Source organism: Baekduia sp., assembly GCF_035996765.1.
Classification (GTDB): Bacteria; Actinomycetota; Thermoleophilia; order Solirubrobacterales; family Solirubrobacteraceae; genus Baekduia.
Genome location: NZ_DASYJG010000099.1, coordinates 1 through 24,755, shown reverse-complemented (window position 1 = coordinate 24,755; position 24,755 = coordinate 1). Strand labels below are relative to the sequence as shown.

Genomic DNA, 24,755 nt, shown 5'->3' with positions numbered 1-24,755 from the left:
CGACGCCATGCGCATCGCCGGCCAGCAGTTCTCATCGCGGTTGATCCTCGGCACGGGCGGCTTCCCGCGGCTGGAGACGCTGGCCGAGGCGATTCGCGAGTCGGGCACCGAGATGGTGACCGTGGCGCTGCGGAGAATTGATCCGGGGGCCCGTGGTTCGCTTGTTGATGTTCTTGATGCGTGCGGCGTCCGGATCCTGCCGAACACCGCCGGCTGTTACACGGCGCGGGATGCGGTGCTCACCGCCAAGCTCGCCCGCGACGCGTTCGCCACCGAGTGGATCAAGTTGGAGGTCATCGGCGACGAGCGCACGCTGCTGCCCGATGCGGTCGAGCTCGTCGCGGCGGCCGAAGAGCTGGTCGATGCGGGCTTCGTCGTGCTGCCGTACACGACCGACGACCCGGTGCTCGCGCGGCGGCTGGAGGACGTCGGCTGCGCGGCGATCATGCCGCTGGGCTCGCCGATCGGCTCGGGCATGGGCATCAACAACGTCTACAACCTGCGGTTGATCCGTGAGCAGACCGCGCTGCCGGTGATCCTCGACGCCGGCGTGGGGACCGCGAGCGACGCGGCGCTGGCGCTGGAGCTCGGCTGCGACGCCGTGCTATGCGCCAGCGCGATCTCGCGCGCGGAGGATCCCGTCGCGATGGCGCGCGCGATGCGCCTGGCCGTCGAGGCCGGCCTGCTCGCGCGCGGCGCCGGCCGGATTCCGCAGCGGCTGCACGCGACCGCGAGCACCGCTGAGGCCGGGACCGCCGAGTTCGTGCATCCGAGCGACCCCGCGGCGCCGATCCCTGCGAGCGACCCCGCGGAGACGGCTCCCACCGACCCCGCGCAGGCGATCCCACCATCCTCGTGATCGACCCGCTCGTCGACAGCTTCCAGGCCGCGCTCGTCGGCCGGGACCGCTCGGCCTTCGCCGCCTGCTGCGCGCTCGACGTCCATTACGAGGATCCGCTGACCGGGCCGGCGCTCCGCGGCTGCGACGCGCTCGGCGATCACGCGGCGCGCCTCTGGGTCGCCTCGCCCAACGCGAAGATCGAGCAGGCCGGCGAGCGCTTGGGCAATGGGCGCTACCTCGCGGCGCCGATTCGTCTGACCGGCACCCACACCGGCGAGCTGCCCGGCATGCCGCCGACGCGCAAGGCGTACTCGGTCCACGCCGTCCTGTACTGCGAGCTCGACCCGCCGCGCGAGCGCCTCTGGCGCATCCGCGCCTTCTTCGACCTCTACGACGCCTCGGTCCAACTTGGTGTGCTTCCCGCGCACGGCGGCGTCGGCGAGCGGGCGCTGATGCTCCTGCGCGGCTTCGGGCTGCGCGCGCGGTCCTAGCTCGTCGCCTCCTTGGCGACGACGTCGATGGTGCCCTCCATGCCGGGGTGCAGCGTGCACTCGTACTTGACGGTGCCCGCCTTGTCCGGGGTCCAGGTGTAGGACTTGTCCTTGCCGAAGGTCTCCGAGCTGAACGAGGCGCCGCTGTCGGCCTTGACGTCGTGGGGGACGGACTCGTCGTTGTGCCAGGTGATCTGCTGGCCGACCGCGACCTGGACGTGGTCGGGCTTGAAGTGCAAGGACTTCATCTCGATCGGGTCGCCGGCCTTCAACACCTCCGCCTTGCCGCCTCCACCGCCATCGGAGCTGCCGCATCCCGCGAGCAGAACGGCGAGGGCGAGGGTGGGGAGGAGGCGGCGCATGGCCTGGCGCAGCCTACGACGTGCGGAGCTCGATCAGCACCGGCGCGTGGTCGGAGAGACCGCCGCGCTCGAGTGTCCTCGGCGACACCGTGACGGTCAGTGCCCCGCGGGTGAAGAAGCGGTCGATGTGGTGGCCGCCGGCGTCGGTGAAGCCGGGCACGGTCGGGTCTGGCACGTTGGCGTCGCCGCCCAGCAGCGCGGGCGCGCCGGCGGCCCAGCGGCCGAGCGTCTCGCCGCAGCGCACCATGTCCGCGCGCGCGAGCGGCTTCGGGTTGGCGGTGGCGTGGACGTTGGCCACCCAGATCCCGGCCGCCGCGAGGTGCACGGCGTGGAGCATCCGGCGCTCGGGGCGCCAGCGCAGGCGCAGCGCGGCGTGGGCGGCGATCCGGTCGCCGCGGACGAGGATCGCGTTGGAACCGCCGCCGTTGGACTTGATCAGGTCCGGGCGCCGCTCTGCGATCCAGCGGCGGATCGGCAGGAGCGCGTTGCGCGACGTCAACACCGTGCGCTCGTCGGCGCCCGCGGCGCGCGCCAGGACCGGCGGCCACCACGGCGGGACCTCCTGCAGCAGCGCGACGTCCCAATCCCATCCCGAGATCTTGTCCGTGAACTCGTCGAGCAGCGCGTGCTCGGTCTCCGGGACCGACCGCCCGTGGAAGAGATTCCAGGTGAGGACCTTCATCACGGCTTATGATGCCGCGCTTCCCATGCGCCACTTGCTGACCGGCACCGAGCTCACCTCCGACGACCTCCACGCGATCCTCGATCGCGCCGCCGCGCTGAAGCTCGCGCCGCGCTCGAGCAATGTCCTGGAGGGCCGCACGGTCGCGCTCGTCTTCCAGAAGCCGAGCACCCGGACGCGCGTGAGCTTCGAGGCAGGCATCGTCGAGATGGGCGGCCACCCGATGGTCCTGCGCCCGGGCGAGACGCAGCTCGGGCGGGGCGAGTCGCTGCGCGACACCGCACGCGTCCTCGGTCGCCACGTCGCCGCGGTCGGGGTCCGGACGCATGCCGACAGCGAGCTGGAGGGGCTCGCGGCCGAGGACCAGCTGCCGGTCTTCAACATGCTCACCCAGAACGCGCATCCCTGCCAGGTGCTGGCCGACCTGTTGACGCTGCGCGAGGCGTTCGGCGCGTTGGAGGGCCTGAAGCTGACCTACGTCGGCGACGGCAACAACATGGCGCGGTCGCTGCTGGACATGGGGACGATCGCTGGCGTCGAGGTCGTGCTGAGCACCCCGCCGGAGTTCTCGCTGCCGGGCGTGGCGAGCGTCACCGATCCGCACGAGGCCGTCGCCGGCGCCAACGCGATCTCCACCGACGTGTGGGTGTCGATGGGCGACGAGGACACCGCCGACGCACGCCGCGCGGCGCTGGGCCCGTACCGGATCGACGACGCGCTGCTGGACGCCGCGGCGCCGGGGGCGATCGCTTTGCACTGCCTGCCTGCGCATCAGGGTGAGGAGATCACCGATTCGGTGCTCTACGGCCATCGCCAGCGCATCTGGGATGAGGCGGAGAACCGCCGCCACGCCCAGAAGGCGATGCTCGAGTGGCTGCTGGCCGGCTGAGCACCTGCTGAAGTCCCGGAGCGAGCCGCCGCCGGATGGGTCGGTGTGTGGGTTCCGGCGGCGGCGTCGCATTCCGGGGGGCTGGACCCGGTGTGGGGATGTGGCATCGGCTGGAACGTCGCCTGCCGCAAGAACTTGCGGCGATCTGAGCGGGTAGGGTCGCGGCGAGGACCTTGCCCCACCCCTGAAGGGATCTCTCTCCGCCATGCCGCAGCCCAAGAAGACCTCCGCGTCGGCGCGCAAGCCGGCGGCCCCCAAGAAGCCGGCGGTGGCGCGAAAGCCTGCGACGAAGAAGGCCAAGGCGACGAGGAAGCCCGCGGCGGCCAAGGCCAAGCCCGCGGCGGCCGCGGCGGTCCCTTCCACCGATGAGCTCACCGCCCACCTCGGCGCGCTGCGCGAGCGGCTCGTCTCCTCGCTGACGCTCACCAGCGACCGCCTGCAGGAGACCGTCGACGACGCGGTGCGCCGCGGGCGGATGACGCGCAAGGACGCCGAGGAGCTGCTGTCGACTTTGGTCACCGCGGGCCGCGCGCAGACCGACGCGCTGCTGGCCGACGTCGAGCAGCTGCTCGGCCGGGGCGCCGGCGACGCGGTCCTGCGCACCGTCGACCGGGCGCGCCGCCGTGTGGGCGCGGGCGTCGGCGGCAGCTTCCCGATCCTCGGCTACGACGACCTCACCGCGGCGCAGATCACCAAGCGCTTGACCGACCTCACGCCTGCGCAGCTGCGCAAGGTCCGCGACCACGAGCGCCGCCACGGGGCGCGCAAGTCGGTGTTGAACGCGATTGAGCGCAAGCTCGGGTGAGCGACACCTATACCTTGGTTCCGATCGGCCACGTGGTCGGCGGCCGCGACGTGGTGCGCGACGACGACTGGGGCGCCGAGCGGGCGACGATCCGCCTCGACGGTGAGCGCTTCACGCCTGACTCCGTCGCGGGCCTCGACGCTTTCTCACACCTCGAGGTCGTCTACCTCTTTGACCGCGTCGACCCCGACGCCGTCGAGCTCGGCGCCCGCCACCCACGCCGCAACACCGACTGGCCCCGCGTCGGGATCTTCGCCCAGCGCGCCAAGGACCGTCCGAACCGCCTCGGCGTCTCCCGCTGCGCGCTGCTGGCCATCGACGGACTCGACCTCGCCGTCGCCGGCCTCGACGCGGTCGCCGGCACGCCCGTCCTCGACATCAAGCCCTACATGAACGAGTTCGGCCCGCAGGGGCCGGTCCGTCAGCCGGCTTGGGCAAGCGAGCTGATGGCGGGGTACTGGTAGCTGTCGCTCAGGTGGTCAGCGCCGCGACCAGCGCGTCGGGATCGCTGAGCGTCCGTGCGCGGGCGAGCGCCCGGAGGTAGTCGGCGCTGGAGAGCAGCGGGTCGGCCACGGTGAGCCATGGTGCTGAGGGCCAGGTCAGGCCGGTCGCGGAGGCCATGCGGCGGGCGTAGCGCTCGCGCAGCGCTTGATCGGGCCCGTGGTCGAGCAGGTCGAGGTCGTGCAGGAGTGAGGCCGCGACCTGGCGCAGGCGCAGCCGCGCCATCGCGGCACGATGGTTCGCGAGGCGCTCGTCGGTGATCCCGTCGGTCGCCCGCGCCTCCAGCGCGAAGGCCAGCGCCTCGGCGTGCGCGCGGTCGGTCAGATGGCGATCCTCGAAGGGGGCGCGCGGATCGCGATGGCTGAGGTGGATCGCGTGGCCGGCCTCGTGGAAGAGCGCTTCGAGATCGGCCAGCCCGCCGCGCGGGGCGACGACGAGATGGACATCGTCGGGCACGGCGACCGCGGCGCAGAAGGCGCGCGGCGACTTGCCGGTGCGCGGTGCGGCGTCGAGGGTGAAGCGCTCCTCGATTCCCAGCACGGCCAGCTCGGCACGCAGGTGGGCGACGGGATCGGCCGGCAGCAGCGCGTCGGCCCACGCGGCGCGATGCACGCGCGGGAGGTCGAAGCGCGCGGTGACCGGGCCGCCGTCGCCGCCGTCCAGCGCGGGCGCTTGCGTCGCGCGCAGCAGCGCCTCGGCCTCAGCTGCCAGCGCGCCAGGATCGCGGCCATGCAAGGCGGCGAGCAGCGCACGCGTCGACGGCCAGCCCAGCGCCCGAGTCTCGGCGCGGACGCGCTCCAGGCCCTCGGCGGCCAAGGGCGTGAGTCGCCGGGTGACGATGTCCAGGCGCTGCTCCTCCAGCTCGACGCGCCGCGCGACGGTGGGCTCGACGGCCAGCGCGATGGTCAGGTCGGCCAGCCCCTCCTGGGCCTCGGCCTGCGCTCGGGCGGCGTCGGTCAGCGCGGTCGCGTTGCCCAGTCGCGCCTCGACGGCGAAGCGCAGCAGCCGCCGCGCCGGCTGGGTGCCGGTGACACCATCGCCACCCGTCCCCTCCGTCGTGCTCTCCGCGGCGGCCGCCTCGCGCAGCGCATCGATCGCCGCTTCGTCGTAGGCGGCGGCGTGGTGGCCGTAGAGCGAGTCCGGGTCCCAGGCGCCGTCGTGGCCCGCGAAGCGCCGGTGGTGGGCGCGGTTGAGGTCGGTGGCGAAGGCCTGCGCCCGGGCCCGGTAGGCGTCGAGGTCCATGGCGGTGCCATCCTAAGCGCGTGACCCCCGACGCTCCCGCCCCCACGACCAGCCCCGCCGAGGTTGCCAACCAGCCCAAGGGCGACCCGAGCATGCGCCCGCCACGGCCCGAGCGCGGCGATGAGGTGGAGTTGCGCATCGACTCGCTTGCCTTCGGCGGCGCCGGCGTCGCCCGCTACGGCGACGGCCACGGCTGGGTCGTCTTCGTCCGCGATGCGCTGCCCGGCGACACCGTCCGCGCGGTGATCACCAAGCGCAAGCGCCACTACGGCGAGGCGCGGGTGGTGGAGATCGTCACGCCGTCGCCCGATCGCGTCGCGCCGCTGGCTGACCACCCGGGCGCGCCCTGGCAGGTCATCCCCTACGAGCAGCAGTTGGAGATCAAGAGCCGGCAGGTCGACGATGCACTGCGTCGCCTCGGCCATCTCGACGGCTTCGAGCTGCTGCCGATCGTGCCCGCCGAGCAGCAGTGGCGCTACCGCAACAAGTTGGAGTTCTCGTTCGGGACCGATGCCGAGGGCCAGCTCATCTGCGGCTTCCACGCCCCGGGGTCGTGGGAGGACATCGTGCACGTCGAGGATTGCCTCTTGCAGTCCGAGCGTGGCAACCAGGCGCGGCGCGACGTGCTGGCGTGGGCGCGCGCGGCGGGGTACACGGCGTATGACCGCCGCTCGCAGTTGGGTGCCTTGCGCAACCTGGTCATCCGCGAGGGCCGTCGCACCGGTGAGATCCAGGTGCGGCTGGTTGTCAGCGATGGCGTCGAGGTCGACGCCGGCACGCTGCACGCGGCGGTGGCCGCCGACAGCCTGTTGGTGACGAGCATCGAGACGGTCGGCGAGACGACCGCGGGCGGCTCGACCGAGCTGGTGGCCGGCAACGCCAAGATCGGCGAGGAGCTCGGCGGTCTGCAGTTCCAGCTCTCGGCCCAGGCGTTCTTTCAGACCAACACCGAGATGGCCGAGAAGCTCTACGCGGTCGCGGCCGAGGTCGCGGGCCTGCAGGGCTGGGAGCGGGTCTATGACCTCTTCTGCGGTATCGGCACGATCGGGTTGTCGTTGGCCTCGAAGTCCGGCGAGGTCTGGGGTTTGGAGATCGTCGAGACGGCGATCTCCGACGCCATCAACAACGCCAAGGCCAACAACATCTCCAACACCAACTTCTTTGCGGGCGACGTGCGGTTGGCGCTGCGCGAGCTGGTCGAGAAGGCGGGCCGCCCGGATGTGATCGTGGTTGACCCTCCGCGCGCTGGCCTGTCACAGAAGGTCGTCCGCCGCGTGCTCGAGGCCTCGCCGAAGCGCATCGTCTACGTCTCCTGCAATCCGACGACGCTCGCGCCCAACGCCGCGCAGATGGTCGAGGCCGGTTACCTCCTCAAGACCGTCCGGCCCGTCGACATGTTCCCCCAGACCCCGCACATCGAGTGCGTGGCCCTGCTCGAGCGCGGTCCCGAGGCCAACCAGATCGCAGCCGGGGACTGAGCAACACCGCTCAGCGGTTACGGGATCGCGTCGATCTCGCGACGAAGCTGCGCCGATCGCTTGGGTGTGTGCCGGTGGGTGAGACGCTGGCGGCGTGCCGCGCCTGCTCGCCGAGATCGCCTACCAGAGTGCTGTGCACGCGCTTGGTCAGCAGGAGGCGGCGCTCAACGAGCTTCGCGGCCGTACAGGGACCCTGCTGGCCGCCGAAGCGTTGACGACGTCGTTCCTAGGGGCCGCTGCGATCCAGCATGGTGCGCTTGCGCTCCCGGGTCGCCTGGCGATCGCATGCTTCGGGATCTCGCTGTGTGCCGCGCTCTTCGTCCTGCTGCCCTGGCGCGGATTGCAGTTCTCGCTCGCAGGCTCACTGCTCTACGAGAGCTTGCACGCCTGCGAAGAGGACGAAGAAGAGATCCATCGCCGAGCGGCGTATTGGCTCGAGGAGCTCTGGCGCGAGAACGAGCTCGTGATCGCTCGTCTCTATCCATTGTTCACCAGCTCGGCCGCGGCGCTTGCGCTCGAACTGGTGCTCTGGGCAGTCGCGCTCAAGGGCATCTTATGACAGACGAGGCTGTATTATGACAGCAATGGAACCCAAGTCGACGCTTCCACCGCCTCCTGGACCTCCGCCTCCGGGCCTCGGGCATCCGGAGGTCATCTGGCCCTGGGTGAAGTTCATCGAGCGCCGGCGCGCAGCGCGGCAGGCGGCGAAGGAGGCAGGGGCTCACGAAAAGGACGCCGACGAAGCCGACGTTTCGCGAGGCCATGCCCAGCGATGATGCTGCCTGAGCCGCCCTAGCAGCCGGCTACTTGCGCAGCCAGTCCGCGAGCTGCTCGGTCGCCGAGCCCACCGCCTCGCCCGCGTCGCGAAACGCGCTGCGGAAGCGATCGGCGTAGTGCTCGGCCGCGTCGCCGGCCTCGTCGCGCACGCCGGCCTCCTCGCCGCGGCGGAGGTACTCGCCGCCGACGATGCGGTCGTACTCGCCCGAGCGCACCCACGCCATGAGCTCTTGGGCACGGCGCACCGGCATCGGGTGGGTGATGTTGAGATCGATGAACATCCGTGACAGCCGCTCCAGCCCGGTGCCGCCGCTGTCGTAATCGTGGGCCTGGGCCATGAACTGCGAGAGGTCGAGCTCGTCGGCCTCGGCGCCCGCGGCGAGGACCATGAGCGTCCGGCAGACGACCTCGGGGTCGCGGGTCACGAGCGCCGCGGCGCGGTCGCAGGAGAGCTCGGCCGCGCGCGACCACTCCAGCAGCGCGGTGCGGACCGCCATCAGCGGCAGGCCCGCGATGATCGGCACGCGGATCGAGGTGCCCATCCGCAGCAGGATCGTGAGCGCCGTGAAGTAGAGGACGTGGTCGGCGAGGACGTGGCCGGCCTCATGGGCCAGGACCGCGCGGCGCTCCTCGGGGCGCAGCAGCCGCACCAACTCGGAGTTGACCACCACGATCGGCCGCCCCGCGCCGATCGTGCTGGCGTTGGCCACTGGGATCTGCGTGATGTACAGCTCCGGCGCGTCGTCGAGATCCAGGGTCCGGAAGACCTGGTTGTGCAGGTTCCACGTCTCGGGCAGCTGCGCGGGCCCGAGGCGCACTGACGAGCCGAGGTAGTACGCGCGCAGCGCCCGCTCATACCCCAGCTCGATCAGCTTGCGCACCACCTGATCGAGCCCCGGGATCGACGCGAGCGCCGCGGTGGCCGCGCGATCGGCCGGGTGCTCGAAGGCGCGCGGCGAGATGTCCTTGAGCTGGTAGCCGTCGACGGGAAGCGTCACGCGGCGATGGTGCCAGGCGCCTCCGTCGGCTGCGCTGCACCGTTGACCAGTGTGGCGGAAGCAACTGCCGCCTCCGCGCGTGCCAGCGCGAGCACGAAGCCCACGCCCGCCAGGCTCAGCGCGCCGCAGCCGACCGCCACGAGCTCGAACGCGCTGCCGGTCTCCGCCGCGGTCGGCGCGCCGACGGCCGAGAGGAACACGCTGCCCAGCGTCGCGACACCGAGCGCGAAGCCGAGCATGTTGATGGTGTTGAAGAGCCCGCTGGCGTCATGGGCCTGCTCGGGTGCGACGCCCGCGATCGAGCGCGTGATCACCTGGCTGTAGCCCGCACCGAACCCGGCGCCCGCCAACGCGAGCAGCGGCAGCGCCTCGGCGTCGCTCCACGTCCCGCCGCCGGTCACCGCGCCCAGCCCGAGGTAGCCCAGGGCCGACAGCGCGAGGCCCAAGGGCGCCAAGCGCCGCCCGATCGCCGGCGCCAGCGTCGGCACCGTGAGGCTCGTGATCGCGAAGCCGACCGCGTAGGGCGCGAACGTCAACCCGGCGCGCAGCGGGCTGTCGCCCAGCCCCTGCTGGAGGTGCAGCGTCAAGGTGAACAGGAAGCCGCCGTAGGCGATCATGATCGCGGTCGTGCTGGCCATGCCGAGGCCGAAGCGCGGCGCCGCCAGCAGTCGAACATCCGCGACCGGCGTGCCGCCCTGCGCCCGCAGACGGCGCATGTGCAAGGCCAACACCATCGCCGTCGGGATCGCCGCAGCCAACGACGCCCACGTCCACCACGCCCAATCGACCTGATGGCCGAAGACCAGCGGGACCATGACCAAGGTGATGGTGTCGGTCAGCAGTGCGACGCCGAGCCAATCCATTCGGCGGCCCGACGGCCGTCGCGTGACCGGCAGCAGCCGCGGTCCGATCGCCAGCAGCGCGAGGCCGACCGGCACGTTGATGAGGAACACCGGCCGCCAGGAGGCACCAAGGACATCAAGATCGACCAGCGCCCCACCAAGGACCTGTCCGACGACGACCCCCGCGCTCACGACCGTCGCAAGCAAGGCCATGGCCTTCATCCGCGCCGCACCGTCATATTGGAGCTGGATCACCGTCATCACCTGCGGGCCCATCGCCGCGGCGGCGACCCCTTGGCCGATGCGCGCGACGATCAGCACGGGCGTCGTCCACGCCAGCCCGGCGAGCAAGGACATCACCGTGAATCCGGCGAGTCCCGACAGGAACAGCCGCCGATGGCCGTGATCGTCGCCCAACCGCGCGCCGGTGATCAGCAGCGCGGCGTAAGCGAGCGCGTAGCCCGAGATCACCAGCTGCAAGGCGGCGCCCGAGACGCCGACGTCGGACTGGATCGCCGGCCCGGCGACGTTGACGATCGCCGTGTCGAGGCTGGCCATGAACGTCCCGGTGAGCAGGACGGCCAGCGCGGCTCGGCTCGGGGCTTGGGTGCGAAGGGGGAGAGCGGTCATGTCCACCAATCTCCCGCCGCGGCGGCGTCCGGTCGATTCCCTCGGAGGTAACGACGGCGCGCCGCCGTTGGGTAGGTTGCCGTGCATGCGCGCCGCGACCGTCCGCGACGGCGAGATCGTCGTCGAAGACCATCCCGAGCCCACGCCCGGCCACGGCGAGGTGCTGATCGCGGTCCGGGCCGCGGCGCTGAACGGCGCCGACATGATGCAGAAGCGCGGCCTCTACCCGGCGCCGCCCGGCTGGCCGCAGGACATTCCGGGGCTCGACGTCGCCGGTGAGGTCGCGGCGGTCGGGGAAGGCGCGACCCGTTTCGAACAAGGCGACCGCGTCATGGGCTTCGTCGGCGGCGGCGGCCAGGGTGAGCGGCTCGTCGTTCACGAACGGCTGCTCATGCCGGTCCCCGACGAGCTCGACTGGCCGCAGGCCGGCGGCTTCAGCGAGGTCTTCACCACCGCCCGCGACGCCCTCTTCACGCAGGGCGGCCTCCAGTCCGGCGAGCGCCTGCTGATCCACGGCGCGGCCGGAGGGGTCGGGACGGCTGCGATCCAGCTCGGCGCTGCGACGGGCGCCGAGGTCGTCGCCAGCGTCCGCAACCCCGATCACCACGCGGCCTGCGCCGCGCTCGGCGCCCACACCGTCATCGGCGCCGAGGACTTCGCCGACCACGGACCCTTCGACGTCATCCTCGAGCTCGTCGGCGCGCCCAACCTCCCCGCCAACGTCAAGGCGCTCAACACGCTCGGGCGGATCGTCGTCATCGGCATCGCCGGCGGCGCGAAGGGTGAGCTGAACCTCGGCGCGCTGATGGGCAAGCGCGGTCGGATCAGCGCCTCGATGCTGCGCGGCCGGTCGTTCGAGGACAAGGCGCTGGTCGCCCGCGAGGTCGAGCGCCACGTCCTGCCACTGGTCCGGCGCGGCGTGATCTCGGTCCCCATCGCCGAGACCTACGCGCTCGAAGACGCGCCCGCCGCCTACGGGCGCTTCGCCGCCGGCGGCAAGCTCGGCAAGATCGTCCTGACGATGGGCTCGTGAACGCCGTCGAGCGCCTCTGGCGCGCCATCCGCAAGGAGGACTGGCCGGCCGCCCAAGCCCAGTTGCACGAGCACGCCGTCATCCGCTGGCCGCACACCGACGACCGCTTCGACCGCGCGATCGACTACATCACCGCGCACCGCCTGCACGGCGGCCGCACACGCGTCGACGTGCGCCGCGTCATCAGCGAGGGCAAGCACGTCTCGGTCTACGCGGTCATCGACGACGCCGGCGAGGTCTGGTACTGCGGGGGCATCTACGAGCTGCAGGACGGCCACATCGCCTCCGGGACCGAGATCTACACCCGCGAGGGCGCGCTCGGGCGCATCGCCGACCGGCGCTAGAAACGTCTACGCGTTCGCCGCGCGCAGCAGCGCCGGCAGCTTGTCCGCCCGATCGCCCTAGCTGGCGTTCGCTTGCCGCAGCAAGGCCGGCAGGCGATCGGCGTTGACCAAGAAGTACGCCGCCGCCAGCAGCGGCAGCACCGGGATCGCCGTATCCAGCGCGACCTTCAGCACGATCGCCAAGACGGTCGCTAGCCACAGCGCCACCGCGGTTGCCCGCGGCCGCAGGTCATAGCGGCGCGCGAAGACCAAGAAGACGCCGGCGAAGACGACGTCGGAGATCCCCAGCCGGCCGGCCGGCAGCCCGTTGCCCCAGTCGGGCATCTCCAGCGACAGCGGGTCGCCCGGCTGGGTCTGGCCGGCGTTGGCCAAGATCTCGCTCGGCCCGCCCGCGAAGGTCGAGATCACATCGATCGCGGCGACGAAGACCGGCAGCGCCAGCGCCAGCGACGGCGCCAGCAGGCCGACCGCGAAGATCCCGCCGAAGGCCGCGTAGGCGATCGCCTCGATCGGCGTCGCCGCCGCGCCGAAGTTCGCGACGTTGAAGCCCGCGACCAGCCCGAACGCACCGATGGTCAGCACCATCAACAACGGCGGCGAGTCCGTCACCGGGATCACGCACGCGATGCAGATGAAGATGAACGCCGAGCCGACCGTGCAGGCCACGAGGATCGACGTGTCGACGTCCCCGATGACCGGCAGCGCAGGAGCGGCGAGGAAATAGGCCTGCGCCGCCGCCAGCAGGGCTAGTACGGCGGCAGGTCCGCGTACCACTCGCCCAGGACCCGGAAGGCAGACCAGAAGGCGCGCTTGGCGTCCTCCTCGTCGAGGCACTCGTCGATGTTCGGCGTCACGATCGCGTCGATCGACGCCGTGAGCTGCTGGCGGGCGCCGGGGACATACTCCAGCGGCTTGGCCAGCGGGACGTCGAGGTCGTTGAGCGCGGTCAGCGCGTCCTCGCCCATCACGACGACGACCTTGGGCTGCACGATCGCCAGCTCCTCGACGACGCGCGCCATGCACGCGGGGTCGGCCAGCGACGGGTCGCCGACCGGGCACTTCACGCAGAGCGTGCCGTAGACCGCGAGCGGATCGACCTGCAGCCGCTTGAGCGCCTTCATCAGCGCCGTGCCGGACCGTCCGTAGAAGGCGACGCCCTCCTCGACCTCTGAGGGCATCGGCGCGTGCTTGAGCAGGAAGACGTCAGCCTGGGGATGCCCCGAGCCGAGCACGGGCATGATCCCGCCGCGCGGACAGGAGTCGCAGTCCTGCAACTCCCGGGTCAGGCTGTTGAGCTCGCGGATGGCGCGCTCGAGGTACTTCTCACGGATCTCGTCGTCAGTCGCTGGCATGGACGATCCGAGATTCGACGGTCCCGGAGTCGGCCCCTGCGGCTGCATCAGCCCTTGCGCGCCGCTCGACGAATACGACGGTCGCGACGCGCACGCCGCGCGGCCCTCGGCGTGGCCTTCGTCTCCAGGAACTTCAGCGCCTGGACGTAGAGCAGCGTGCCCGACTTCGTCGAGATCTCCGCATGGCGCAGCGACTCCAGGAACTCCTGCGGGCCGTCGAAGTCGCGCATGCGAATGCGCACCGAGCCGAGGCCCGCGGCCACGTGCGAGTCGCTACCCGCGCCGCGCACGATCTGGTACTTGGCCGCGAAGCGCTCGGCCTCCTCGTTGAAGGAGCCGATCGCGACGCGCGGGTTGTAGACCTCGATCGCGTCGACGTCGTCGAGGATCTTGAGCAGATGCTCGTAGTCGGGGACCGCGTGCATGCGGTCAAACGGGTGCGGCACGTAGACCAGCCCGCCCTGGCGCTTGATCTCGGCGACGGTCTCCTCGAGCGTCAGGCCGCGCGGGATCTTCTCCTTCAGGAAGAGACCGATCACCTCGCCCTGCGCCGCGGTCTTGACCTCCTCGGCGATGATGATCTTGACCCCGAACTCCGCGGCCTTCTCGGCGGCCTCGAAGGCGCCGGAGACCTCGTTGTGGTCGGTGACGGCGATCGCGCCGAGACCCTGCTCACGCGCCGTGGCCAGCAGATGCTCGACCGGCGTGGCGCAGTCGCCGCTGTGGTCGGTGTGCATGTGCAGGTCGACGTCGATGAGCTTGCGGTTGGCCATCGAGGCCCACAGCTCGGGGTCGCCGGTCGGATCGTGGCGGCGGGCCACGACTCCTCTATACGAGGCCTCGACCTCGTCGGCCAGCGCCGACCACGAGCGCGCGGTCGGCGCCCCGTCGCGCAGCCGCGCGCGCAGCGCCGGGTCGGTGATCAGCCGGCGCAACTGGCCGGCGAGCACCTCGGTGTCGGCCGGCTCGAAGAGCAGGCCGTCTCCATCGGCGAGCTCCTCGTAGACCGGCAGCCGCGAGAGGACCGGGATCGCGCCTGCGGCGATCGCGCGCATGACCAGCGCGGGGGCGGGGCGGGGGCCTGCGGAAGCGGCGACGAGGATGTCGGCGTGGGCGACCGCCTCGTCCTCGCCGTCGGTGGCGAAGCGCACACGCTCGCGCAGCTCGGCGCGTAGCGGCGTCGAGGACGAGGGACCCTGGGCGCTGACGACCGTCGCCTCCCACGGCAGGTCGAGATCGAGGCGGCGCAGCGCGCGCAGGAACACCCGCAGCGCCTGGCGCTCCTCGACGTCGACGAACGCGATCCGCACGGGCGCGTCGGGCGCGCGCTGCACGTGCTCGGGCGGCGTGCCGGTGCCGGGCGGAGCGAGCTCGTAGGCCGCCGGGAAGAAGCGCTGCATGAGGTCTGCGGTCGCGCCGAACGCGGCGTGGCGGGCGTCGAGGCGGCCGAAGACGAGCGTGACGAGCTTGCGCGCGACCTGCGTGGCCACGACCCGCTCGGCGGGCGCGTGGAAGGTCCCGACGTTCAGCGCGCGCGAGTGGCGCAGCGCGACCGAGGCCACCGACGGCGCGAACGGCTCGTGGACGTGGCAGATGTCGAAGGGCGCGGCGGTCAGCAACTCCTCGACCGTGCGGGCGACGTCGATCGGAACCGCAGGCCGCCGCCGCCCGGCACCCTCGCCGTTGCTCGCGCCGCCGCCGACCGGCAGCACCTCGCCGACCGCCAGGACCCGTACCTCGCCGGGCTCGCCGAGCACGTCCCCGCTCCGGATCGCGCGGCGCGCCGTCCTGACCGCCTCCTCGTCGCGCGACGGCGCGGCGACGACGACGCGATGGCCGCGACCGGCGAGCTCCTCGCTCAGCCGGGCGACGTAGGTGTTCACCTCGTGCCGGTCCTCCCAGGGATAGGGAGAGACCTGGACGATGGACAGCGGATCCACCGGCTCAGCATAGGCCAGCAGCGAGGGTGGGCCTGTTGAGCGCGATCACGCCGCGTCGTACGGGCTCACCCGCTCCGAGATGCTCATCCGGGTCGGGGTGGGCCTGTTGAGCGCGAGCAGATCGCGTCAGGCAGGCCCACCCCACCGGGCGGTGGCGCTAGGCCTTGGCGGCCGCGCGCTTGCGCGCCGGCTTGGCCGCGCCCTTGGGCGAGGTCAGCGACTTGCCGCGGTGGTACTTGGCGATGAACTTCTCGGTGTTGTCGCGCGCGATGTCGTCGGGCACCTGGTTGTGCGGTGACTTCATCAGGTAGGACGACGGGCCGTCGAGCTGGCCGCCGACGCCGTTGTTGAGCGCCAGCTTGGCCAACCGCACCGCGTCGATCACGATGCCGGCGGAGTTCGGCGAGTCCCAGACCTCGAGCTTGAGCTCGGCCGTCAGCGGCACGCCGCCGAACGCCTCGCCCTCGAGGCGGATGTGGGCCCACTTGCGGTCGGTGAGCCACGGCACGTAGTCCGACGGGCCGACATGGACGTCGTCGGCGGGGATGTCCAGACCGGCGACCGAGGTGACGGCGTTGGTCTTGGAGATCTTCTTGGACTCCAGGCGCTCACGCTCGAGCATGTTGAAGAAGTCCATGTTGCCGCCGACGTTGAGCTGCGACGTGCGCTTGAGCTTGACGCCGCGCTCGTGGAACAGACGGGCCAGCACGCGGTGCGTGATCGTGGCACCGACCTGCGACTTGATGTCGTCGCCGATGATCGGGAGACCGGCCTTCTTGAAGCGCTTGTCCCAGTAGTCCTCGCGGGCGATGAAGACCGGGATGCAGTTCACGAAGCCGCAGCCGGCCTCGAGGATCTGCTCGACGTACCACTTGGTCGCCTGCTCGGAGCCCACCGGGAGGTAGGACACGACGACGTCGGTGCGCGTCTCCTTGAGGATCGAGACGATGTCGGCCGTCTCGCCCGGAGCCTTGGTGATCTTCTGCGACAGGTACTTGCCGAGGCCGTCGTGCGTCATCCCGCGGTAGACGGGGACACCGAGCTTCTTGGGGACCTTGTTGGTGAACTTGATCGTGTCGTTCGGCGCGGCCCAGATGGCCTGCGCGAGGTCCTTGCCGACCTTCGTCTTGTTGATGTCGAAGGCGCACGTGAACTCGATGTCGCGCGGGTGGTAGCCGCCGAGGTCGTTGTGCATGAGACCGGGGATGGTCTCGTTGTTCTTGTCGTCGGCGTAGTGGTAGACGCCCTGGACGAGGGAGTTCGCGCAGTTGCCCACGCCGATGATCGCGACGCGGACCTTGTCGCGCTGGTAGCGCGCCGAGCCGTTGGTCGCCGGAGCGGCCGCCGTCTTCTTGGGGGCCGTGATGCCGTTGGTGCCGATGGTGCTCAAGGGGGAGTTGCCTTTCTCGAAGTCTCGGGATCAACTATCCCGCCGTCGCGTCGCGGTTACAGCGGCGCGGGCTCCGTCAGGGCCTTCCGGACGTGGAAGATGCGCTGCAGGACGGTGATGGTGCTGAGCCCCGCGAGGACGTACACAGCGGGCGCCAGCAGCTCGAAGTCTGCCAGACCGGCGCCTTTGGCGAACAGCAGGCCGATGCTGAGGATGACGACCCGCACGGCGCGGGTCGCGATGCCGACCTTGCACTCGACGCCGAGCGCCTCGGCCCGGGCCCGCGTGTAGGACACCATCAAGGACGCCAGGACGGCGACGACGCAGGCCGCGACGGCGAACTCCATGTGGCGCGAGGCGAAGTACGCGGCGACCGTCGTGAGGACGACGCCCTCCTCGATCCGGTCCAGCGTCGAGTCCAGGAACGCGCCGAACGGCGAGCCCTTGCCCGACATCCGCGAGTAGCGACCGTCGAGCGTGTCGCAGACCGAGCCGACGATGAAGACCACACCGGCGAGGAAGAAGAGGCGCTCGGCGACGAGCACGGCGGCGATGACGCAGAGCGCGAAGCCGGTCAGCGAGATCGCATTGGGCGTGAGGCGCGACTCGATGAGCCGGTTGCGCACGAGCTCGCGGCGCTCGCGCGAAGAGGGTGACGTGGACATGTGGAGGGAGCGGTTCTAAGCCGTGGCTTTGGCGGGCGAGAAGGCCCACGCTTCAGGGCGCTTCTGCGCGAGCCACCGCGCAGCGTAGAAGCTCACGGCCGCGGTCGCTGCGCCGAGCACGGCGTCGAGCACCCAGTGGTTGCCCGTGGAGACGACCACCCAGAAGAGGATCAGGGGGTAGACGGCCCAGAAGAGCTTGGCCGGACGCCACGTGCACATCTGCGCCAGCGACCACCCGATCAGCAGCGCGTTGCAGCAGTGCATCGACGGGACGGCGGCGTAGGGGTTGAAGAGCGCGTTGACCTTGACGTCGTTGTGGTCGACGCCGGTGAAGTTCGAGACGGTGTCCTGGAAGCCGAGCTCCGGGAAGAAGCGCGGCGGGGCGACCGGGTAGATCAGGTAGCCGACCAGCGCGATGCCCATCGCGACGATGAACATGTTGCGCACGAAGTAGAAGCGCTCGTTGTGGAACAGGTAGATGTAGATCAACGCGGCCAGGCAGATCGTGGTCTGCGCGTTGATGTAGATCCAGCTGGCGACATCGGTGGCAAAGCCCCAGCCGCTGGTCCACGACTGGACGGTCGGCTCAATGAAGAGCCCGGTGGCCTGCTCGATGTTGATCAGGTGCCGCGCGTGCTGGAAGGCCGTCGTCGCGCCCTGGGGATCATCGATCGCGCCGCGCGTGAGCCGGTAGGCGTAGTACGCCGACGCGAAGAGCGCGATCTGGCGCAAGACGTCGAGCGGACCGTGTGGGAAGACCTTCCCCATGAGTCGTGTGAGACCGACCGGCATGGAACGGGCGATGTTATCGACCTGATACCGCGGCACGCAGTAGAGCTGGCCGCACCTAACAGCCCCTAACCGGGCACGGCGGCGCTCACCCGCTGCAGCGCGCTGAGGTGGCGCGGATGCGGCGCAGCGAGAAGCGGGTCGACAGCCGGATGCGGCCGGGCCGGCGGGCGTCGATGGCCGTCGATGCCGTGTCCACCGCGCCATCGGGCATCACGCAGCCGGCCCCGCGCGTGATCTTCCAGTAGGGGGTGAAGCGCACCTTGAGGTGGACGCGTCCCGCGCGCGGGACGTCGAGGTCGACGCTGTCGTGGCCGAGCGCGACGACGCGTGCGCCGGTGGCCAGCGGCGTCGGGTTAGGCACGGCGAAGACGCGCCAGTGCGCGTCGTGGAAGACCTCGCGCAGCCCGGGCACGTCGCCGTTGCGAACGCGCTTGGCCTCGGCGGCGGCGGAGTAATCGATCGGAGCGTCGGCGAGCGCGACGTAGCGCACGGCGTTGGCGTGCAGCCAGTTCAGATAGCGCTGCCCGGTGAGTCGCCGGCCGTCGTAGAAGAGCGGGTTGACCTTGCGATCCAGCTGGCGCTCCCAGCCGCGCGCCAGCGGCACGGTCGGTGCGACCCGCGCCGACTCCCAGTGGTTGTCGGTGAATGGGATCTCGATCCGGAACGGACCCTCGGCCGCCTGGCGGCCGTGCAGGAAGGCGAGCATCCCGTCGTAGTAGGAGGCGTGGACCGAGGCGTCGCCGCTGGCGCGCACCACGTCGTCGACCGGCGATGACCACTGCCAGTACAGCAGCGGAAGCAGGAGCAGAAAGAGCGCACGCCGGCGGTCGGGCCACAGGGTCAGCGCCGCCAGCGGCCCGGCGAAGAGCGCACCGAGGCGCACGGCATTGCCGCCCATCGGCGTGCTCAGCGCGGCGCTGATCACGAGCAGCACCGCGTAGAGGCCAAGCCCGATCCGCAGCCCCGGCGCGGCCGAGCGCCACAGCACCGCGATGACCAGCAGCGTGCCGGCCAGCGTCGGCCAGAACGCGCTGGCGACGAACGGAAAGCTGCCGCCTTCGGGGAAGAGGACCGACAGCAGGAGCGCGGGCGCCAGGGTCGCGGCCAGCAGGGCGGCCGTGGCGACGGTGCGCCGCCGCGGAATCCCCCAGGCGAGCAGCGCGAGGGCCAGGAACGCCGCGGCGACCGGGCTGGCCAGCGCGGCGCCGGCACCTGCGATCGCGCACCACCACAGCCGCCCACGGGCCAGCGCGAGGACCGCGAGGAGCGCAAAGGCGACGCCGAGCGCGAAGGTCAGCCGGCCGGTGACCAGCGAGACCTGCGTCGCAATGGCAAACCAATACGCCGCCGGCCGGCCGCCCGGCTTTTCCGCGACGAGCCGCTCGAACGCCCACGCCGAGACGACCGCCGCGACCGCGCCCACCAGCTGCGGCGAGGTCAGCGCCGCCAGCGGCGGAAAGAGGATCGAGTACGCCGGGTTGTGATGGCCGCCGTACCAGCCGTTGTCCCACAGCACGAAGCCGTGGTGCTCGAAGAGCCACGTCCGATAGGTCTGGGCCGCGAGGTCGGCGCTCGGCGGGTCGACGATCAGGTAGACCGCCGCCAGGACGGCGGCGACCAGCCACGCTGGAATTGTGCGGCGGCGCGTCAAGCGCCGCCGAGCGTACGACCTAGGAGCTGAAGTCCGCGGTGATCGCGTTGCCGCGCTGCGCGCCCAGCGTGCCGTAGACGCGGCCGACGCCGACGCGGCGCAGGCGGCCGTTCATCAGCACGTGGCGGTGCGGGGCGGAGTTGAGCCAGAGCCGGAGCAGGGACTTGGCGTTCACGCCGGCGCCGGTGGGCGCCCAGGCCAGCGTCTCGCCGTACTGGCGGCGCTTGCCGGCGCGTTGGAGGCGCGTGGAGAAGGTGGAGCCGTCGAAGGACGAGTGGCTCAAGGCGTTGTACTTGAGCATCAGCGACGAGTGGCGGCGGGCGACACGCGCCAGCGGCGCGGTCAGCTTGACCGTGGGCAGGCGATGCGCGCGGCGGATGCGGTTGATCTCGCGGACGATCGCGATCTCGGCGGCCGAGGAGGCGGCGTAGGCGGGCGGGGGTGCGGCGACGGGCATGGGCATGGGTCTCCTGGTCCGGGTGATCGGATTCGGGGATCGGGCTTGTCCATGCCCGGCGAACATCCACGGCCGCTGAACGACGGCCCTTCCGGGTTCGGGACGTGGAGGACATCCCCTGCCGGAGCCGGGGACCCTATCCACACACTCAGATCGACCTCGTGTCCAAGCCGTGAAGCCCTGCAACGCGCCAACCGTGCGAACCGTGGGTACGCTGGGGCGCGGATGCGGATCCTCTGCGTGGGAGAGGCGCTCGTCGACCTGGTCTGCGAGCGCCCGGTGGCCTCGATCTCGGAAGCCGAGGCTTTCGTGCCGCGCTTCGGCGGCGCGATCGCCAACGTGGCCGTGACGGCGGCGCGGCGGGGTGCCGACGTCGCGTTGGCCGGCGGTGTGGGGACCGACGCGTGGGGCACGTGGCTGCAGGAGCGCCTCGCGGCCGAGGGCGTCGACCTCACCTGGTTTGACCGCCGCGACGAGATCGCCACGCCGGTCGCGTTCGTCACGCTCGACGCCGAGGCCCAGCCGTCGTTTGCGATCTACGGCGACGGGCTGCGGGCGGCGATCACCGGACTGGGAGATCGCTTGCTGGAGGCCGTCGACGCATGCGACGCGCTCTTCTTCTCCTCCAACACGCTGGTCGGCGAGGACGAGCGCGCGGCGACGCTCGCCGCCCGCAGCCGCGCGCTGGCCACCGGCAAGCCCGTGATCGTCGACCCCAACCTGCGGCTGGAGCGCTGGCGTTCGCGGTCGGCCGCCGTCGAGATCGTCGGGCCGTGCGTCGAAGGCGCCTTCTTGGTCAAGTGCAACGAGGACGAGGCGCTGGCGCTGACCGGCGAGTTGGAGCTCGAGCACGCGGCAGCGTCGCTGCTGGCCGCCGGTGCGCAGCACGTCGTCGTCACGCGCGGCGCCGACGGCGCGCTGCTGCGCGGCGGTGGCTTGGACCGGACGGTGCCGGGCGTGCCGGCGCGGCCGGTCGACGCGACCGGCGCCGGCGACGCGGTCACCGGCGTCCTGCTGGCGGCCTTGGCGCGCACCGGCTTTTACCCCGCGGCCCTGGCGGCGATGCTGCCCGACGCGGTCGCCGAGGGGGCACGGGCGGTCGAGCGCTACGGGGCGCTTTCTTGAGCACCGAGAAGCTTGCGACCATCCCGCGTGACACGTGGCACGTGCCGACACGCGCCCGCACGGCACGGCTGCGCGACAAGCTGCGCGACGTCTACGGCGTCCCGATCGCGCCGCCGCACGAGGACCCGCTGGCCGAGTTGGTCCTGACCGTCCTGTCGCAGTCGACCAACGACCGCAACCGCGACGTGGCGTTTCTGCGATTGCGCGACCGCTTCGACACCTGGGACGCGGTGCGCGACGCGCCGGTCGCCGAGGTCGAGGAGGCGATCCGGCCGGGCGGGATCTCCAAGGTGAAGTCCCAGCGGATCCACGACATCTTGGTCGCGATCGAGGAGGCCAACCGTGTTGATGGCCTTGATCTGGGATGGATGCGCGACGCGCCGGTCGCGGAGTCGCGCGACTTCCTCTGCGCCCTGCCCGGTGTAGGACGCAAGACCGCGGCGTGTGTCTTGTTGTTCTCCTATGGGTTGCGCGACGTGCCGGTCGACACGCACGTCTCGCGCGTCGCCATGCGCCTGCACCTGCTGCGTCCGGGCGCGCCGTTCGAGGAGCTTCACGACGAGATGCTGGCACTGACACCGCCGGGCGCCGAGCTCGAGTTCCACGTCAACTTGCTGCGCCACGGTCGGCGGACCTGCCACGCGCAGCGGCCATCATGTAGCACTTGCATCTTGCGATCGTCATGTCCGGAACGGCGCGCGTAGCCCTTGCCACCTGCTCGTTCTTCCCGGACGGGGACGCCGATGACGCCGGGCTGCCCGCGGCGATCGACGGCGACGTGACGTTCGCGATCTGGGACGACCCGGCGGTCGATTGGGCCGCGTTCGACCTCGTCGTCGTGCGCTCGACCTGGGACTACCAGGAGCGCCGCGACGCCTTCCTGGCCTGGGCGCGCGGGATCGGCGAGCGGCTGGTCAACCCGCCCGGCGTGTTGGCCTGGAACACCGACAAGCGCTACCTGCACGAGCTGGCCGCAGCCGGGCTGCCGGTTGTGCCGACGACTTTGGTCGCCCCCGGCGAGCTGTTCACGGCGCCCGCGGGCGAGTACGTGGTCAAGCCGACGGTCAGCGCCGGCTCACGCGACACCGCACGCTTCACCGCCGACGAGGGCGAGCGCGCCGCCGCGCTGGTCGCGGCGATCCACGCCGGCGGGCGCACGGCGATGGTCCAGCCCTACGTCGCCTCGGTCGACGCGCGCGGCGAGACCGCGCTGCTGTTCTTCGACGGCGCCTTCTCGCACGCGATCCACAAGGGCCCGCTGCTGCGCCCGGGCGCCGAGCCAACCTCCGAGGTCTTCGCTGCGGAGACGATCGCGCCGCGGACGCCGAGCGCCGCCGAGCTGGCGGTGGCGCAGCGGATCCTCGAGGACGTCGCGCAGCGGCTCGGCACCGGGTCGCCGCTCTACGCGCGCGTCGACCTCGTCGAGGACGCCGGCGGCGCCCCGCTGCTGCTGGAGCTCGAGCTCACCGAGCCCTCGCTCTTCTTCGCCGGCGACGCCGCGCGGCTCGCGCGCTACGGCGCCGCTGTCCAGCGGCGCCTCGCCGCGCTCTGAGATCTACTACAGTGTGGCTAAGATTTTCGATCGCTACTCGTAGTAGGCAGAAAAGGAGCCACTCCCCACATGGGCAAGACCATCGGCATCGACCTCGGCACGACGAACTCGTGCATGGCCGTCCTCGAGGGCGGCGAGCCGACCGTCATCGAGAACGCTGAAGGCGGTCGCACCACCCCCTCGGTCGTCGCCTTCGCACAGAGCGGTGAGCGCCTCGTCGGCACCGTCGCCAAGCGCCAGGCCGTCACCAACCCGCAGAACACCGTCTTCTCCGTCAAGCGCTTCATGGGCCGCAAGGAGGCCGAGGTGCGCGAGGAGGAGTCGATCGTCCCGTACAAGGTCGTCTCCGGCCCCAACGGCGACGCGCGCATCGACGCCGGCGGCAAGCAGTACAGCCCGCCGGAGATCAGCGCGATGATCCTCGCCAAGCTCAAGGCCGACGCTGAGGCCTACCTCGGCGAGTCCGTCGACGGCGCCGTCATCACGGTCCCGGCGTACTTCAACGACGACCAGCGCCAGGCGACCAAGGACGCCGGCAAGATCGCCGGCCTCGACGTCAAGCGCATCATCAACGAGCCGACGGCCGCCTCGCTGGCCTACGGCCTCGACAAGGACACCGACCAGACGATCCTCGTCTTCGACCTCGGCGGCGGCACGTTCGACGTGTCGGTGCTGGAGATCGGCGATGGCGTCTTTGAGGTCAAGTCGACCGCGGGTGACAACCACCTGGGCGGCGACAACTGGGACAAGGCCATCGTCGACTGGCTCGCCGGCGAGTTCAAGAAGGACCAGGCCATCGACCTCACGCAGGATCCCATGGCGCTGCAGCGGCTTTACGAGGCGGCTGAGAAGGCCAAGATCGAGCTGTCCACCGCGCAGGAGTCCCAGATCAACCTGCCGTTCATCACGGCTGACGGCTCGGGCCCCAAGCACCTCGACGTTCGCATCACCCGCGCGAAGTTCAACGAGCTGACCGCGACGCTGCTGGATCGCGTCGTCGCGCCGGTCCGCCAGGCGCTGGATGACGCGAAGGCCAAGGGCGCCGACAAGATCGACCACGTGGTCTTGGTCGGCGGCATGACGCGCAACCCGGCCGTGCAGGAGAAGGTCAAGGACCTCACCGGTCAGGAGCCGCACCGCGGTGTGAACCCCGACGAGGTCGTGGCCGTTGGCGCCGCGATCCAGGCTGGCGTGCTCGGCGGTGACGTCAAGGACGTCCTGCTGCTCGACGTCACCCCGCTCACCCTCGGCATCGAGACCAAGGGCGGCGTGATGACCAAGCTGATCGAGCGCAACACCACGATCCCGACCCGCAAGGGCGAGGTCTTTTCGACGGCCGAGGACAACCAGCCGTCGGTTGAGATCCACGTGCTCCAGGGCGAGCGCGAGATGGCTCAGTACAACAAGTCGCTCGGCAAGTTCCAGCTCACGGGGATTCCGCCGGCGCCGCGAGGCATTCCCCAGGTCGAGGTCGCGTTCGACATCGACGCGAACGGAATCCTCAACGTCTCGGCCAAGGACCTCGGCACCAGCAAGGAGCAGAAGATCGAGATCAAGGCCGGCTCGGGCCTGTCCGAGGACGAAATCAAGAACATGGTCTCGGACGCCGAGTCCCACGCGGAGGAGGACCGCCGCGCCCGGGAGCTGGCCGAGGCTCGTAACAACGCCGAGAACGCCGCCTACCAGGCCGAGCGCCAGCTCGCCGAGCTGGGCGACCAGGTCGACGCGGACTCCAAGTCACGGATCGAGGCGGCCATCAAGGACGTCCGCGACGTGCTCGAGTCCGACGACGCCGCCGTCATCAACGAGAAGGCAGAGGCGCTGCAGACCGCGTTCCACGCCGTCTCCGAGGCGATGTACCAGCGGGCGCAGGAGCAGGCCGCCGCGTCAGGCAATGGCGCGGCTGCCGAGGGTGA

At 71.1% G+C, this 24,755-nt stretch carries 26 protein-coding genes; 13 read left to right on the top strand and 13 right to left on the bottom strand.

Annotated features, from left to right (window positions below; all coding sequences use genetic code 11):
- The first annotated feature begins 7 nt into the window (after positions 1-7).
- Both VGO10_RS21380 and VGO10_RS21375 read left to right on the top strand, forming a co-directional pair.
- A complete protein-coding gene (locus tag VGO10_RS21380; protein ID WP_327472036.1) occupies positions 8-859 on the top strand; it encodes a thiazole synthase in 852 nt (283 codons plus the stop codon).
- Positions 856-1,332: an ester cyclase gene (locus tag VGO10_RS21375; RefSeq protein ID WP_327472035.1), complete on the top strand. Its 477-nt coding sequence runs from the start codon at positions 856-858 to the stop codon at positions 1,330-1,332. The genes VGO10_RS21380 and VGO10_RS21375 overlap by 4 nt, the downstream gene beginning before the upstream one ends.
- Here the strand turns inward: VGO10_RS21375 and VGO10_RS21370 are convergent.
- Positions 1,329-1,694: a cupredoxin domain-containing protein gene (locus tag VGO10_RS21370; RefSeq protein ID WP_327472034.1), complete on the bottom strand. Its 366-nt coding sequence runs from the start codon at positions 1,692-1,694 to the stop codon at positions 1,329-1,331. The two genes, VGO10_RS21375 and VGO10_RS21370, sit on opposite strands and share 4 nt — an antisense overlap.
- Positions 1,695-1,707: 13 nt before the next feature.
- A complete protein-coding gene (locus VGO10_RS21365) occupies positions 1,708-2,376 on the bottom strand; it encodes an endonuclease/exonuclease/phosphatase family protein (RefSeq protein ID WP_327472033.1) in 669 nt (222 codons plus the stop codon).
- A gap of 25 nt (positions 2,377-2,401) precedes the next feature.
- On the opposite strand from VGO10_RS21365, the gene argF reads away from it, so the two are divergent.
- From argF to VGO10_RS21350, 3 genes are all read left to right on the top strand, one after another.
- The gene (gene argF, locus VGO10_RS21360) at positions 2,402-3,265 is read left to right on the top strand and encodes an ornithine carbamoyltransferase (protein WP_327472032.1); all 864 of its coding nucleotides are present in this window, start codon (positions 2,402-2,404) and stop codon (positions 3,263-3,265) included.
- A gap of 205 nt (positions 3,266-3,470) precedes the next feature.
- Complete coding sequence (locus VGO10_RS21355) at positions 3,471-4,070, top strand: hypothetical protein (protein WP_327472031.1); 600 nt, start codon at positions 3,471-3,473, stop codon at positions 4,068-4,070.
- Positions 4,067-4,534: an SAM-dependent methyltransferase gene (locus VGO10_RS21350; protein WP_327472030.1), complete on the top strand. Its 468-nt coding sequence runs from the start codon at positions 4,067-4,069 to the stop codon at positions 4,532-4,534. The genes VGO10_RS21355 and VGO10_RS21350 overlap by 4 nt, the downstream gene beginning before the upstream one ends.
- A 7-nt stretch (positions 4,535-4,541) precedes the next feature.
- On the opposite strand, the gene VGO10_RS21345 is transcribed toward VGO10_RS21350, so the two are convergent.
- Positions 4,542-5,813: a hypothetical protein gene (locus VGO10_RS21345; RefSeq protein WP_327472029.1), complete on the bottom strand. Its 1,272-nt coding sequence runs from the start codon at positions 5,811-5,813 to the stop codon at positions 4,542-4,544.
- Positions 5,814-5,833: 20 nt separating this feature from the next.
- Between VGO10_RS21345 and rlmD the strand changes: the two genes are divergently transcribed.
- Positions 5,834-7,291, top strand: coding sequence for a 23S rRNA (uracil(1939)-C(5))-methyltransferase RlmD (gene rlmD / locus VGO10_RS21340; protein WP_327472028.1), 1,458 nt, complete (start codon positions 5,834-5,836; stop codon positions 7,289-7,291).
- 94 nt (positions 7,292-7,385) lie between these two features.
- Positions 7,386-7,850 carry a hypothetical protein gene (locus VGO10_RS21335; protein WP_327472027.1) on the top strand — a complete coding sequence of 155 codons (465 nt, stop codon included), beginning with the start codon at positions 7,386-7,388 and terminating at the stop codon, positions 7,848-7,850.
- 244 nt (positions 7,851-8,094) lie between these two features.
- On the opposite strand, the gene VGO10_RS21330 is transcribed toward VGO10_RS21335, so the two are convergent.
- Together VGO10_RS21330 and VGO10_RS21325 are read right to left on the bottom strand one after the other, a co-directional pair.
- Positions 8,095-9,066: a M48 family metallopeptidase gene (locus tag VGO10_RS21330; RefSeq protein WP_327472026.1), complete on the bottom strand. Its 972-nt coding sequence runs from the start codon at positions 9,064-9,066 to the stop codon at positions 8,095-8,097.
- The gene (locus VGO10_RS21325) at positions 9,063-10,538 is read right to left on the bottom strand and encodes an MFS transporter (RefSeq protein WP_327472025.1); all 1,476 of its coding nucleotides are present in this window, start codon (positions 10,536-10,538) and stop codon (positions 9,063-9,065) included. The genes VGO10_RS21330 and VGO10_RS21325 overlap by 4 nt, the downstream gene beginning before the upstream one ends.
- A gap of 85 nt (positions 10,539-10,623) precedes the next feature.
- On the opposite strand from VGO10_RS21325, the gene VGO10_RS21320 reads away from it, so the two are divergent.
- Entirely contained in the window at positions 10,624-11,571 is a 948-nt protein-coding gene (locus VGO10_RS21320) for an alcohol dehydrogenase catalytic domain-containing protein (RefSeq protein WP_327472024.1), read from the top strand.
- Positions 11,568-11,915 (top strand): nuclear transport factor 2 family protein, encoded by a 348-nt coding sequence (locus VGO10_RS21315; RefSeq protein ID WP_327472023.1) that lies wholly within the window; start codon positions 11,568-11,570, stop codon positions 11,913-11,915. Before VGO10_RS21320 ends, VGO10_RS21315 begins: the two co-directional genes overlap by 4 nt.
- A gap of 57 nt (positions 11,916-11,972) precedes the next feature.
- Here VGO10_RS21315 and VGO10_RS21310 read toward each other — a convergent pair whose 3' ends face one another.
- From VGO10_RS21310 to VGO10_RS21275, 8 genes are all read right to left on the bottom strand, one after another.
- Positions 11,973-12,689, bottom strand: a complete 717-nt coding sequence (locus VGO10_RS21310) for a hypothetical protein (RefSeq protein ID WP_327472022.1) — start codon at positions 12,687-12,689, stop codon at positions 11,973-11,975.
- Positions 12,662-13,267 carry a uracil-DNA glycosylase family protein gene (locus VGO10_RS21305; protein ID WP_327472021.1) on the bottom strand — a complete coding sequence of 202 codons (606 nt, stop codon included), beginning with the start codon at positions 13,265-13,267 and terminating at the stop codon, positions 12,662-12,664. The genes VGO10_RS21310 and VGO10_RS21305 overlap by 28 nt, the downstream gene beginning before the upstream one ends.
- A gap of 47 nt (positions 13,268-13,314) precedes the next feature.
- Positions 13,315-15,207: a PHP domain-containing protein gene (locus VGO10_RS21300; protein WP_327472020.1), complete on the bottom strand. Its 1,893-nt coding sequence runs from the start codon at positions 15,205-15,207 to the stop codon at positions 13,315-13,317.
- A 157-nt stretch (positions 15,208-15,364) separates the two neighbouring features.
- The gene (locus tag VGO10_RS21295) at positions 15,365-16,492 is read right to left on the bottom strand and encodes an inositol-3-phosphate synthase (protein ID WP_349258977.1); all 1,128 of its coding nucleotides are present in this window, start codon (positions 16,490-16,492) and stop codon (positions 15,365-15,367) included.
- Positions 16,493-16,653: 161 nt separating this feature from the next.
- The gene (locus VGO10_RS21290; RefSeq protein WP_327472018.1) at positions 16,654-17,262 is read right to left on the bottom strand and encodes a CDP-alcohol phosphatidyltransferase family protein; all 609 of its coding nucleotides are present in this window, start codon (positions 17,260-17,262) and stop codon (positions 16,654-16,656) included.
- A 15-nt stretch (positions 17,263-17,277) separates the two neighbouring features.
- Complete coding sequence (locus tag VGO10_RS21285) at positions 17,278-18,054, bottom strand: phosphatase PAP2 family protein (RefSeq protein WP_327472017.1); 777 nt, start codon at positions 18,052-18,054, stop codon at positions 17,278-17,280.
- An 85-nt stretch (positions 18,055-18,139) separates the two neighbouring features.
- Positions 18,140-19,705, bottom strand: coding sequence for a hypothetical protein (locus VGO10_RS21280; RefSeq protein ID WP_327472016.1), 1,566 nt, complete (start codon positions 19,703-19,705; stop codon positions 18,140-18,142).
- Positions 19,706-19,724: 19 nt separating this feature from the next.
- Positions 19,725-20,168, bottom strand: a complete 444-nt coding sequence (locus VGO10_RS21275) for a CAP domain-containing protein (protein WP_327472015.1) — start codon at positions 20,166-20,168, stop codon at positions 19,725-19,727.
- A 219-nt stretch (positions 20,169-20,387) separates the two neighbouring features.
- Here VGO10_RS21275 and VGO10_RS21270 point away from each other — a divergent pair, with 219 nt between their 5' ends.
- The 4 genes from VGO10_RS21270 to dnaK form a co-directional block, all read left to right on the top strand.
- Positions 20,388-21,287 carry a carbohydrate kinase family protein gene (locus tag VGO10_RS21270; protein WP_327472014.1) on the top strand — a complete coding sequence of 300 codons (900 nt, stop codon included), beginning with the start codon at positions 20,388-20,390 and terminating at the stop codon, positions 21,285-21,287.
- Positions 21,284-21,991, top strand: coding sequence for a DNA lyase (locus tag VGO10_RS21265; RefSeq protein WP_327472013.1), 708 nt, complete (start codon positions 21,284-21,286; stop codon positions 21,989-21,991). The genes VGO10_RS21270 and VGO10_RS21265 overlap by 4 nt, the downstream gene beginning before the upstream one ends.
- Positions 21,970-22,839: a hypothetical protein gene (locus VGO10_RS21260; RefSeq protein WP_327472012.1), complete on the top strand. Its 870-nt coding sequence runs from the start codon at positions 21,970-21,972 to the stop codon at positions 22,837-22,839. The genes VGO10_RS21265 and VGO10_RS21260 overlap by 22 nt, the downstream gene beginning before the upstream one ends.
- 69 nt (positions 22,840-22,908) lie before the next feature.
- Positions 22,909-24,755, top strand: a 1,847-nt coding sequence (gene dnaK / locus VGO10_RS21255) for a molecular chaperone DnaK (protein WP_327472011.1), incomplete at its 3' end; no start/stop codon positions are given.

Coding starts and splice junctions, on each gene's coding strand:
- VGO10_RS21380 (WP_327472036.1), top strand. CDS start 8: ATGCGCATCGCCGGCCAGCAGTTCTCATCGCGGTTGATCCTCGGCACG.
- VGO10_RS21370 (WP_327472034.1), bottom strand. CDS start 1,694: ATGCGCCGCCTCCTCCCCACCCTCGCCCTCGCCGTTCTGCTCGCGGGA.
- VGO10_RS21365 (WP_327472033.1), bottom strand. CDS start 2,376: ATGAAGGTCCTCACCTGGAATCTCTTCCACGGGCGGTCGGTCCCGGAG.
- argF (WP_327472032.1), top strand. CDS start 2,402: ATGCGCCACTTGCTGACCGGCACCGAGCTCACCTCCGACGACCTCCAC.
- VGO10_RS21355 (WP_327472031.1), top strand. CDS start 3,471: ATGCCGCAGCCCAAGAAGACCTCCGCGTCGGCGCGCAAGCCGGCGGCC.
- VGO10_RS21345 (WP_327472029.1), bottom strand. CDS start 5,813: ATGGACCTCGACGCCTACCGGGCCCGGGCGCAGGCCTTCGCCACCGAC.
- VGO10_RS21325 (WP_327472025.1), bottom strand. CDS start 10,538: ATGACCGCTCTCCCCCTTCGCACCCAAGCCCCGAGCCGAGCCGCGCTG.
- VGO10_RS21320 (WP_327472024.1), top strand. CDS start 10,624: ATGCGCGCCGCGACCGTCCGCGACGGCGAGATCGTCGTCGAAGACCAT.
- VGO10_RS21305 (WP_327472021.1), bottom strand. CDS start 13,267: ATGCCAGCGACTGACGACGAGATCCGTGAGAAGTACCTCGAGCGCGCC.
- VGO10_RS21290 (WP_327472018.1), bottom strand. CDS start 17,262: ATGTCCACGTCACCCTCTTCGCGCGAGCGCCGCGAGCTCGTGCGCAAC.
- VGO10_RS21285 (WP_327472017.1), bottom strand. CDS start 18,054: ATGCCGGTCGGTCTCACACGACTCATGGGGAAGGTCTTCCCACACGGT.
- VGO10_RS21275 (WP_327472015.1), bottom strand. CDS start 20,168: ATGCCCATGCCCGTCGCCGCACCCCCGCCCGCCTACGCCGCCTCCTCG.
- VGO10_RS21270 (WP_327472014.1), top strand. CDS start 20,388: ATGCGGATCCTCTGCGTGGGAGAGGCGCTCGTCGACCTGGTCTGCGAG.
- VGO10_RS21260 (WP_327472012.1), top strand. CDS start 21,970: ATGTCCGGAACGGCGCGCGTAGCCCTTGCCACCTGCTCGTTCTTCCCG.